General features: G+C 51.0%; 10 protein-coding genes. 8 read left to right on the forward strand and 2 right to left on the reverse strand.

The window, feature by feature from the left end; all coding sequences use genetic code 11:
- Positions 1 to 128: 128 nt before the first annotated feature.
- From OXI60_07350 to OXI60_07370, 5 genes are all read left to right on the forward strand, one after another.
- Complete coding sequence (locus OXI60_07350) at positions 129 to 1,160, forward strand: tripartite tricarboxylate transporter substrate-binding protein (GenBank protein ID MDE0309628.1); 1,032 nt, start codon at positions 129 to 131, stop codon at positions 1,158 to 1,160.
- 106 nt (positions 1,161 to 1,266) lie between these two features.
- The gene (locus OXI60_07355) at positions 1,267 to 1,818 is read left to right on the forward strand and encodes a tripartite tricarboxylate transporter TctB family protein (GenBank protein MDE0309629.1); all 552 of its coding nucleotides are present in this window, start codon (positions 1,267 to 1,269) and stop codon (positions 1,816 to 1,818) included.
- A complete protein-coding gene (locus OXI60_07360; protein MDE0309630.1) occupies positions 1,818 to 3,329 on the forward strand; it encodes a tripartite tricarboxylate transporter permease in 1,512 nt (503 codons plus the stop codon). Before OXI60_07355 ends, OXI60_07360 begins: the two co-directional genes overlap by 1 nt.
- Positions 3,330 to 3,389: 60 nt before the next feature.
- Positions 3,390 to 4,634, forward strand: coding sequence for a Zn-dependent hydrolase (locus tag OXI60_07365; protein MDE0309631.1), 1,245 nt, complete (start codon positions 3,390 to 3,392; stop codon positions 4,632 to 4,634).
- A complete protein-coding gene (locus OXI60_07370) occupies positions 4,631 to 5,590 on the forward strand; it encodes an adenosine kinase (GenBank protein ID MDE0309632.1) in 960 nt (319 codons plus the stop codon). Before OXI60_07365 ends, OXI60_07370 begins: the two co-directional genes overlap by 4 nt.
- A 45-nt stretch (positions 5,591 to 5,635) precedes the next feature.
- On the opposite strand, the gene OXI60_07375 is transcribed toward OXI60_07370, so the two are convergent.
- Positions 5,636 to 6,115: a peroxiredoxin gene (locus OXI60_07375; GenBank protein MDE0309633.1), complete on the reverse strand. Its 480-nt coding sequence runs from the start codon at positions 6,113 to 6,115 to the stop codon at positions 5,636 to 5,638.
- Between the two features lie 329 nt (positions 6,116 to 6,444).
- Here OXI60_07375 and OXI60_07380 point away from each other — a divergent pair, with 329 nt between their 5' ends.
- The 3 genes from OXI60_07380 to OXI60_07390 all read left to right on the forward strand — a co-directional run bounded on the left by OXI60_07380 (position 6,445) and on the right by OXI60_07390 (position 10,820).
- Positions 6,445 to 7,815, forward strand: a complete 1,371-nt coding sequence (locus OXI60_07380) for a glutamine synthetase family protein (GenBank protein ID MDE0309634.1) — start codon at positions 6,445 to 6,447, stop codon at positions 7,813 to 7,815.
- 5 nt (positions 7,816 to 7,820) lie between these two features.
- Positions 7,821 to 9,140, forward strand: coding sequence for an FAD-binding oxidoreductase (locus OXI60_07385; protein MDE0309635.1), 1,320 nt, complete (start codon positions 7,821 to 7,823; stop codon positions 9,138 to 9,140).
- A 288-nt stretch (positions 9,141 to 9,428) separates the two neighbouring features.
- Entirely contained in the window at positions 9,429 to 10,820 is a 1,392-nt protein-coding gene (locus tag OXI60_07390) for an FAD-binding protein (GenBank protein ID MDE0309636.1), read from the forward strand.
- A 228-nt stretch (positions 10,821 to 11,048) separates the two neighbouring features.
- Here the strand turns inward: OXI60_07390 and OXI60_07395 are convergent, their stop codons facing one another.
- Entirely contained in the window at positions 11,049 to 11,330 is a 282-nt protein-coding gene (locus tag OXI60_07395) for a transcriptional repressor (protein MDE0309637.1), read from the reverse strand.
- Positions 11,331 to 11,477 lie beyond the last annotated feature (147 nt).

Consider the following 11,477-nt stretch of genomic DNA (forward strand, 5'->3'; position numbering starts at 1 on the left):
ATGCGATAATCCGCTACGCAGAGCAACGGAATTACGCTCCAACGAAAACGCCTCAAAAATGACTAGCAGGTGGCAAACCCGGTCGGTTAATGTAAAATGAGGAAGAAATTTTTGGATTCTGGAGTTAAATGATGAGAAAGAATTTTGGAAAACTACTGTTGGCAGCGTTCGCTTCAATTGCGAGCAGTTTTGGAATGCTAGTGGCAACGCCGCTAAGTGCGGACGGCCATGGCAACTATCCGGAACGTCCAATCACGGTGATATGTTGCTACGGTAAAGGCGGCGGGTCTGATCAGGCAGTTGACGCGATCGTAGGCCCAGCGGCCAAGATCATGAATGCCAAGATCAACAAGATCAACATCACCGGCGGTGGCGGTTTGAACTGCCTGCCTGAGTTTCTGCAAGCTCCGGCTGATGGTTACACACTATTGCAGCACATCGACACGCTGACCTCCCGTTATGTCGAGGGTCGAATCGACCTGAATGCCGTAACGGATCTTGAGGGGTTGGTCATCATGAATGTCGCACCTACAATGCTGTTCATCAACGCAGATGACGACCGGTTTCAAACCGACGGTGTTCCGGATTTTGACAAGTTGGTTGAATACGCGAAGCAGGAAGAAGGAAAGCTGACTGTATCAAACATCAACATTCCGATGGAGTTGATCAGCATGGCTGTCGTCGAGAATCATTTTGGGTTCAAAGCACGCCAGGTACTGACCGGCAAGTCGGGTGAGCGTTTTGGTGCGGTGATCGGCGGTCAATTGGACGTCCTGATGGAGCAACCTGGAGACGTATCCAAATATGTGGAAGGCGGAAATCTCAAGCCGATTTTGGCGCTGTGGCCCACTCGCTTCGAGAACTTCCCGGATACCAAGGCAACCGGACAGGACTACGGTCTGGATTGGGAACCGTTGCTTCGGTTCCGTGGTATGTTCACCAAAAAAGGAACACCACCTGAGATCGTTGAGTATCTGGCCAAGGTATTCGCGGAAGCCTATCAGTCTGAAGAACACCAGGATTTTGTCAAGCGCAAGAGTCTGGACATCGTAGATTCATTCAGAAGTCGGGACGACACCACAAAAATACTTGAAGAGTCACTGGGCATCTATGCCGATGCATCCCGCGACCTGGGTCTTCCCGTCCGAGACGGCTTGTAAGGTATAACGAGGCGACCCTCGCTAAAGTAAACAACCGTCGACGGTTGTCGATGAGAATCGAAACTGTCAGCGGTTTCTTTTTTTTCTTGTTTGCAGGGAAACTGACATGGCGAATGCACAGGCAGCTGAGCGCAGCAGGTGGACTTACCTGCTTGAGGCAGGTGGTTGGCTCTTGTTTATTCTCCTCGCTTTCATATACACATTTCAATTTGATGGTCCGCTCCCTGTTTACGACTGGGGGCCTGCCCATTGGCCAAGGGTTATCCTGCTTTGCATGCTTGCGGCATCCCTGAGACTGCTATATCGCGACTGGCGCCAGAGCTCACTTTCTTTGCAATCCACAACCCAGACGGCCGGCGATGATGATTTCGCACGACTTGAGACTTCGGTCAAGATTCGTATGGTGCTGGTTTTCGCGGTGCCTGTTCTATATACCTTCCTGATGCACAAAATGGGGTTCTTGCTGGTCACTCCATTTTTTCTTTTCGGGTACATGTGGCTGATGGGAGTTCGCAGACTGAGGACGCTGATTATCCTGACAACTTGCATTTATTCGGCACTTGTACTTGTTTTCGTTAAGCTGATTTTCACGTACCTGCCTCCAGGTGCCGGTGTTTTCAATACGTTGAACGGAAAGTTTCTTGGAATATTGATGTAATGGAAGATTTTCTGTTTGGAACCCAGCAGCTGTTCACTGATCCGATTGGCATAGTCATATTTGTCGTCGGTTTGATCGGCGGTCTGGTTTTCGGTGCGGTTCCCGGACTGAGTCTGTTGACGCTGGCAGCGGTATTGTTACCGTTCACGGCATACATGTCATCTACGCATGCGATCATGTTGTATGGCGTCATATACGTTTCGGGAGTCTATGGAGGTGCGGTGACGGCGATCCTGTTCAACATCCCGGGATCAGTCGAAAATGCCCCAACTGCCTTTGACGGTTATCCTATGACCCTGCAGGGTGAATCCGGCAAGGCGATTGGGTACGCGGTTACCTGCTCAGCCGTGGGCGGCACTCTGGCAGCAGTTGCGATGATGGCGTTTACCGGGCCTGTAGCCGATTTTGCGATCAGGAATTTCGGACCGGTGGAGATTTTTGCGTTGGTATTTTTTGGTTTGGCGGTTGTTGCTGGAATCGGTACCAATTCAATCGCCAAGGGCTGGCTGTCATTGCTGATCGGTCTGTTGATCGGTTCAATCGGAAGTGACCCGGTCGGCGGCATTCCTCGATTCAATTTTGGAACACTGTATTTGCATGGCGGGGTCCATTTCATACCGTTGATTCTTGGTTTTTTCGCGGTTGCCGAGGTTTTTGTCCAAGGACTTAAGTTAGCCCGCGGCGAGTACTCATCGCCCTTAGTGTCGGTCTCCTATCCGACATTCTATGAATTCTGGAAAATGAAATTCGTTGTGGTAAGATCGGCATTCATCGGATTTTTCTGCGGTGTTCTGCCTGGAATTGGCGCAACGCTCGCGGCATTCATGTCATATAACGAAGCCGTTCGCTGGTCGAAAAATCCAGAAAAGTTCGGCAAGGGCAATCCAGTCGGGGTTGTCGCTCCCGAGACCGCAAACAATGCTGCAACTGGCGCTGCGATGATTCCATTGCTCGCACTGGGACTGCCGGGTGGCGCACTCACCGCGATGATGATTGGTGTATTCAATCTTCACGATATGGATGTCGGGCCCCTGATCATGATCGAAGCGCGGGACCTTGTATGGGTATTGTTTGCCTCAATGTTCTGGGCGAGTCTGGCAATTCTGCTGGTCGGCGTTGTTGAGGCGAAGGGAATTGTGAATCTTCTGAGAATTCCATTTCCGATTCTTGCACCGGCGATTCTGGTATTTGCCACGATCGGTGCATTTGCATTGCGTGGCAATATACTCGATGTCTATACCATGTTTGTCGCCGGAATCGCAGGTTTTCTGATGCGCCGCGGTGACTACTCGATTCCGGCATTGGTGATGGGCGTCATACTTGGGCAGATCGGCGAGGATACGTTTTCCCGATCGATGGTGCTGTTGGACTACAACGTGTTCGCATTGTTCACCAAGCCGATCAGTGGGATTCTGGTAGCCGCTGGTATTATCACCATTGTGATGAACATAGTCCGTCATCGGGAACTGTTTGGCAAATACTATGCTGAATTCAAAGACGAGAACGCCTGATCGTGCAAGTCATGGACAGACGATGCAGGTCAACTATCAACAATCTATTGAGGTAATGGTGTGAGTTATTCTGAACTGCGGGTAAATGGCGATCGGCTTTGGGACTCGCTGATGCGCATGGCACAGATTGGTGCCACACAAAAAGGTGGGGTTTGCCGTCTGGCTCTGACTGATCTGGACCTGGAAAGCAGGGATCTTCTTTCTGAGTGGTGCTTTTCAGAAGGTTGTGATCGAAAAGTCGATCCGATGGGGAATCTATTCTTCCGCAGACCTGGAACATCTTCAGATCAACGAGCCGTTGGGTCGGGCAGTCATCTTGACACCCAGCCGACAGGGGGCAAGTTTGACGGGGCGTACGGAGTCATGGCTGCGCTTGAGGTGATCCGGACCATGAATGATTCTGATGTCAGTACGGAACTGCCAGTTGAGCTGGTGGTATGGACCAATGAGGAAGGCTCCCGATTCCCACCGGCAATGATCGGCTCAGCAGTCTACGCAGGTGCGTTCGATCTTGAATATGGCCACAGTCGATCAGACTTGGATGGTCGCACGATGGGCGAGGAACTCAAACGGATCGGATACCTCGGTGATTCGCTGCCGAGTGATCATCAGTTTTCGGCGTTCTTCGAGGCCCATATCGAGCAGGGACCGATTCTGGAAGAGATGAATCTGCCGGTTGGAGTAGTTACCGGCGTTCAGGGTTCCCACTGGTACGACGTGACAATAGTCGGCGAGGAAACGCACGCAGGTCCTACACCAATGAATCGACGCAGGGACGCACTTCGGGGAGCATCGGAACTGCTTCCGAAAATCTACCGGATCGCGACGGATTCGGGATTTGATGCGAGGATCACTTTGGGAGAGTTTCGAATCTACCCGGGTTCCCGAAATACTGTCCCGTCCCGAGTCGAATTTACAATTGACTTTCGTCATCCAATACTGACGGAGTTCGACCGACTTGACCAACAGATCAAGGACACGGTCAATCAATTTGGGGAGCAGTCGAATTTGGATGTTGAAATCGATCACATCTGGCGATCCCCACCCATCGCATTTGATTCGAATTGCATTGATGTCGTTCGCAACAGTGCGAAAAATTGTGGTTATGGATTCAATGAAATGGTCAGTGGTGCCGGACACGATTCGGTCAATATCTCGGGTGTGGCGCCTACATCCATGATTTTTGTTCCATGTGATGGCGGTGTCAGTCACAATGAGGAAGAGAATATCTCGAAGGAGCAAGCTGAAGTCGGTGCAAACGTCTTGCTTCACAGCGTCCTTGCCCGCGCTGGCATTTCTGGATGAGCGATCGGGTCGACGTCCTCGGTATCGGCAACGCGATTGTAGACATACTTTGTCCTGCACAGGACTCTGACTTACAGGAATTGGGTCTTGACAAGGGTATGATGACCCTTGTCGACGGCGAAACTGTCGGGCAACTGAAACAGGCAGTTGCAGTCGACTCCATGCAATCTGGCGGTTCTGTCGCCAACTCGGTTGCGCAACTGTCAGCGCTTGGCGGACGCGGTCAATTCATCGGTAAGGTTGCGGACGATCATGTTGGCGATAAATTCCGCCAGGAGATGATCGATCTGTCGATCAGGTTTGAAACATCACCGATGGAGTCGCAGATATCGACCGGGTGTTGTTATATTTTTGTTACGCCCGACGCACAAAGAACGATGTGCACCCATCTCGGCGCCAGCGGGTTGCTGACAACCGACGACCTGGATCCCGCGGCAGTATCACTGGCATCGGTTGTCCTGATAGAAGGCTATTTGTGGGATTTACCGGATTCGGTCGAACTGATTCATGAGACTGTTCGGGTCGCCAAACATTCCCAGACTCTGGTCGCATTATCACTTTCCGATCCGTTACTCGTGAACCGCCATCGCGATCGCTTGCAGGATTTCATACACAACCATGTCGACATTGTTTTTGCGAATGAGCTTGAATGGAAGAATCTGTGCGAATCGGAACGTGAGGAATTGGGGCGAACCACAAACCGAATTGCCGAGCACACAGTCATTACTCGAGGCGAGCAGGGATCCGTAGTTACGTTGAAGGGTACCACCTGCACTCGCCCGGCTGATCCGGTATCGGAAGTTGTAGATACAACAGGGGCCGGAGACGCATACGCGGCAGGCTATCTGTATGGCCTTACCCGCAATTGGTCAGTAGAGCGCTGCATGGAGTTGGCATCGAAAACCGCTGCGCAAACGATTGCTCACATGGGCGCCCGCCTGGGAAGTTCGATCTGATGTCTCGTCCCTGTCCGGTATCTTCAGGTCAACACACTGCGTGTGCTATATGAGACCCATCATGGTATCTGCGTCGCTGACCTCGAATTTTCCCGGACCCTCCCGATTCAGGGCGGTGACCACTCCGTCTTCGACGATCATCGCATAACGGTCTGAACGCATCCCCAATCCTCTATCGGTGAGGTCAAGTTCAATTCCAACTGCCGCCGTAAACTTTGCGCTTCCGTCTGCAAGCATAAGTATGTTTTCGGCATTCGAAACTTCACCCCAAGCACCCATGACAAAGACGTCATTGACTGCAAGACAGGCGATGGTGTCTACACCTTTCGCCTTGATGGCGTCAGCATTGACAACGTAGCCGGGAAGGTGGGCTTTGGAGCAGGTGGGTGTATAAGCCCCGGGTACTGCAAACAAAAGGACTTTCTTACCGTCAAAAATATCTGATGTGCGAATCTCAGCAGGACCGTCATCAGTCATATGGTACAAGGTAACGTCCGGAATTCTATCGCCAACAGCAATCGTCATGGTTATATCCTCCATAAAGCTTCAGTAACTCAGGTCAGCCATCGTTCGGATGGCACTATATATTCACGGTTATTTTATCAATGACCGCTGATTCGACACTGAAGAATGCAAACTGGGGAAACTGTCCAATCGAATCTCAAAAACTTTGATGTCCATTCCCACTGCGTACGAACAGGGTTCGAAGCGCTCGACAACAGCTCAACCCGACTTAGAAAATACGGACCTCCCAGAGGGATCAATCGTACAATAGGACCATGGCTCAGGAGTCCTTGATACAAATGGTTTGTCGCTGCCGGGTGTTGTTCGGATCCAACGAGTAGTTACGCCGCATGAATGAACCGAAACTACCCAAAACCGCTGAGCTTGACGAGCTTGTCAGTCAGTATTCGGATATAGAGTTCGTTGACGCTATATTTGCAGATCTTCATGGTTACATTCGCGGCAAGAGATTTCCAATTGACGAAGCTGGCAAGATTTACACGTCCGGTATTCAGATACCGGACAGTTCCTTCTTTCTCGATCCGCAAGGAGATTCGGGTGACCCTTGCGGGCGCGGTTTTTCTGATGGCGACCCTGACAGCACGCTGAGGCCAGTTCCGGGAACTGCTTGTTATGTCCCCTGGGGTACGGGGAAAGGTGCACAGGTCCTGGTTGAGTTGTACAACGAGGATGGGTCATCAAACTATTCGGACCCAAGACAACTGGCGGCCCGGGCTGTGGATAATTTTCGAAACCTGGGATACCGTCTGCATATCGCATTTGAGCTTGAATTCTATCTGTTGGATGAAAGCTCGGATGACCGGGGCAGACCCCGATTTCCAAGCAAGTTTGATGAAGACAGCGGTGAGATACCCACCCAAGTCTATTCGCTGAGTGATTTGGACCGGCAACATGAATTTCTGACAGGTGTACAGGATGCCTGCCGAATTCAAGGTATTCCGTCATCGACTACAACATCCGAATATTCCCCATACCAATATGAAGTCAATCTTCGGCATACTGATGATCCGTTGGCAGCGGCTGATTATTGCGCACTATTGCGACGTATAGTCAAGGAGAATGCTTCGGGACTTGGTATGCGGGCGACGTTCATGCCGAAACCATTCGTTGACTACAGTGGCAGCGGTATGCATATTCACCTGAGTATGGCGGATAGATCAGGAAACAACGTATTTCGCGGGGACGACGAGTACGGTAGTTCCCTGATGAGGCAAGCAATTGGTGGCTTGCTGGACTCGATGGCGGATATGTTCGCGATATTCGCACCAGGAAGGAATTCTTTTCGACGTTTCGTGCCGGATATGTTTGTACCTGTTAACAGGACGTGGGGATACAACAACCGTTCTGTTGCGATTCGAATCCCCGGCGGTCCTGATCACGCCCGTCGGCTGGAGCACCGGGTTGCTGGCGCTGATGCAAATCCCTATCTGGTACTGATCGCTATTCTGGGCGGAATCAACCACGGCATTGCTGAAGGAATCGATCCGGGTGAGGCAAAATCCTTCGTCAATGTCAGCGCACAAATCGATGAATCACTACCTCTCGAGTGGGAAAGGTCCATCGCAGTTTTTGAGAAATCTGAGTTTGCGGAGCGTTATTTCAGCCGCGAATACGTCGATCTTTACTGTGCCGTGAAACGGGATGAAGTGATCAAATACCGCAATTACATCACAGATCGAGACTATCAGCTCTATCTGTAATCTGCATGAGCGCTCCCATGGTGGCGTCCCATACTGAGTCCTACTACGCGACCACTGCGGTCGGCATGGTCGACTATCCGTTGCTGGCAGGTTCAGAGAAATGCGATGTATGCGTCATCGGAGGCGGTTTCACTGGTATATCCACAGCACTGAATTTGGCTGAAATGGGATTTGATGTCGTGTTGCTGGAAGCGAATCGAATCGGCTGGGGTGCATCAGGAAGAAATGGCGGCCAGATGGGCACCGGCTACAATTGGACCCAAGCTGAACTGGAGCATGAATTCGGTGACGAAACCGCCCAAGCCTTGTGGAACCTAAGTGAACTGGCTAAAAAGGAGGTGACTGACCGAATCGAAAAGCATCGTATTCCGTGTGACTTCAAACATGGTGTGGTAGCTGCCGCTTTCACCAGGAAATTCGTAAACCGATACCGGGAAAATACACATCACCTGCGAGAAAGATACAATCATCATTCCATTCGATTTCTGGAGCGCGACGAAATCGGGGAGTTGCTCGGTACCGATCGGTACTGGGCGGGCACACTGGATACAAGTTCCGGGCACCTTCATCCTCTCAACCTGGCTATCGGACTCGCCCGTGCAGCTTCGCAGGCAAAGGTACGAATCTACGAAGACACACGTGTAACTTCCTGCAAACAGACAACACAGGGCGCGGACGTGACCACCAAGCGCGGTGGCGTTATACATGCTTCAATGGTGGTTTTCGCGTGCAATGCCTATATCGGTAACGTTGCGCATAGAATAAGCAGAAAAATCATGCCTTTTTTCAGTTGCATCGCAGCCACTGAACCTCTGACACAAGAAATTGCAAACGCAATCAATCGTGACGATGTCGCGGTACACGACTCGAGATTCTGCTTGGATTACTATCGGCTGTCAGCCGATCGCCGGTTAATATTTGGTGGCGCAGAAAAGTACATACCGGCAGCTACAGGTGGTATCGAGCGTGCCATTCGACCGAGGATCTGTCATCTTTACCCTGAACTCAAGAACATCGCAATCGATTATGCGTGGGGTGGAAAGATAGCAGTAACGAGAAGCAGATTGCCATCGGTCGGCCGAATTCAAGGAGACATATATTACGCACAGGGATTTTCCGGCCATGGGGTGGCGCTGACGAATATTGTCGGCAAGGTCATTGCGGAAATGATTTCCGGAACAGCGGAGAATTTCGATCATTTCGCTTGCGTTGCGCACAAGTCCTTTCCCGGGGGACACTATCTACGCTGGCCGGTACATATCCTGACGATGCTGAGTCTGAGTGCATTGGATCGGATCAATTCCCGATTCGGCGCAGTCAGATAGATTCCGATTGCGGTTCACACTGCAGTTGCCGAGTGCGCGGGTACCGCCTTACGGACAAAGTAGTCGGGATCTTTTCTCTGTTTATTGATTCCATATGGGAGACTGTCGGGAAGCCGGCATCGTGAAATTGTTGGTCACGGCTGTAACGCGCCTGTAATCGGCACATAATCTGGTTTTTTCAGCAGCGAATGAGTATATTGGATTGAGACCGGATTGATTTTCAAACAATTGAGATTCCCTTCAATCGGTATGATCAGGTAAGCTTGAAGTTTTCTGAGGAGGATTAAAGTGTCAAGTGCAGTTGAAACCGTTGCGGAACTTGGTGCGATACAAGAACTGCAGAATTTATTCGGCGACCGCATTGTGACTTCTCGTAGCGCGTGTCGGGAATTTGGTTCGGATGAGTCGTTCCACGGCAACTATCCGCCAGATGCGGTCTTCGCTCCACGCTCAACACAAGAGGTGGTCGAGGTCGTCGAGATTTGTGCGCGGCATAAATTTCCAGTTATTCCTTATGGAACGGGTACCAGTCTGGAAGGTCATGTATGTGCGCTCCATGGTGGAATTTGCCTGAACATGATCGAGATGAATGAAGTATTGAAAGTCAATGCGGAGGATCTTGATGTTGTTGTCCAGCCCGGTGTGACGCGAAAGCAACTGAACCATGAGCTCAAGGACAGTGGTCTTTTCTTCCCGATCGATCCCGGCGCGGATGCTTCTTTGGGTGGCATGACTGCCACACGCGCGTCAGGAACCAATGCTGTTCGATACGGGACGATGCGCGAGAATGTGCTTTCACTCACCGTCGTGATGGCCGATGGAGAGATCATCAAGACCGCCAGACGTTCTCGCAAGTCCGCGGCCGGATATGATTTGACACACCTGATGGTGGGTTCTGAAGGCACACTTGGCATCATCACCGAAATTACGCTGCGGGTTTACGGTATTCCGGAGAAGATATCATCGGCCGTTGTTGCATTTCCAGAGCTGCGTTCAGCTGTGGATGCAGTGATCCTGACCATTCAGTTGGGTATCCCTATCGCGCGTATCGAACTGCTGGACGATTCGATGATGGAGGCGTTGAATAGATATTCCAAAATGGACTATCCGGAAGAGCATACGTTATTCCTGGAGTTTCATGGATCGGAAAACTCTGTACGTGAACAGGTCGAGATGGTGCAAATGATCTGTGAAGAGCACGGCGGTGGCCACTTCAATTGGACGGTCCACACGGAGGAAAGAAATCGTTTGTGGCAGGCCAGGCACGATGCTGCGTACGCGGCCAAGGCGATGAGACCGAATGCACAGATCTGGGCGACCGATGTATGTGTCCCGATCTCCAGACTTGCACAATGCATTACTGAAACCAAGGAAGATATTGTGAACTCGGGACTGCTGGCACCAATCGTCGGACATGTCGGTGACGGTAATTTTCACTTGGTTTTACTGGTTGACCACACCAACCCCGAAGAAGAGGCTCGCGCACAGGCATTGCACGAAACAATGGTGATGCGCGCACTTGAGATGGATGGCACATGTACCGGCGAGCATGGAATCGGTTACGGCAAGCTGGATTTTCTGGTTGCCGAACATGGGGCGGCCGTCAGCGTGATGCGCACCATCAAAAAGTCACTGGACCCGGACAATATTCTGAATCCAGGAAAAATCGTCCGCGTGTAACGGACAGACGAAATTGTACCGGCAGGTATTGGATACGGCTGTCGAATTCAACCCGCAACAAGGTGGCGCCTGTATGTTCAAACTCCCTGGCTGCAAACGACGCGGGCAACGACGTGAAATCGAAAGTGCGTGTGAATTGAAACCTGTTCGTTTATGGAGAGGGACGGAAATTCAGACCCTCTCGTGTGCCAGAGTTGAGTGAATCTGCCCTGGCGATGCGTCAGCGGCCTAACTGACTGATTTATTTACGGAGTTGATTTTACAGTAGGTTTCTTCTGGATTATCGCCTTCAACTTGCAATAAGCCTTGGGAGACGAACAGGCGCAGGGTGTTGTTGACAGTTGCGCGAGACACCGGAGGCCAAGGACCATTTACTGCGCGGTAAATCTCTTCCGCAGACATGCTTTTGTCCTTTTCGTCCAAAATCACCCGGGCGACACGAAGCCGCTGCTGAGTCGGCATGATTTTGTGTTCACGCAGGTATGCATCGAATTCAATATTCGTCATCATAATCCTATCACCCCTCGTTCTGTCAACTTAGTTCACCAAGTGAAAAAGAGATACAATTTTATCACATTTCACCGGTTCATCAGGGGTTAATTCCACCCTGAAATCGCGTTAGAGCATTATTTTCGCATCAACAGCCCGATTCTGGCG

This window comes from Acidiferrobacterales bacterium (assembly GCA_028820695.1).
Taxonomy (GTDB): domain Bacteria; phylum Pseudomonadota; class Gammaproteobacteria; order Arenicellales; family JAJDZL01; genus JAJDZL01.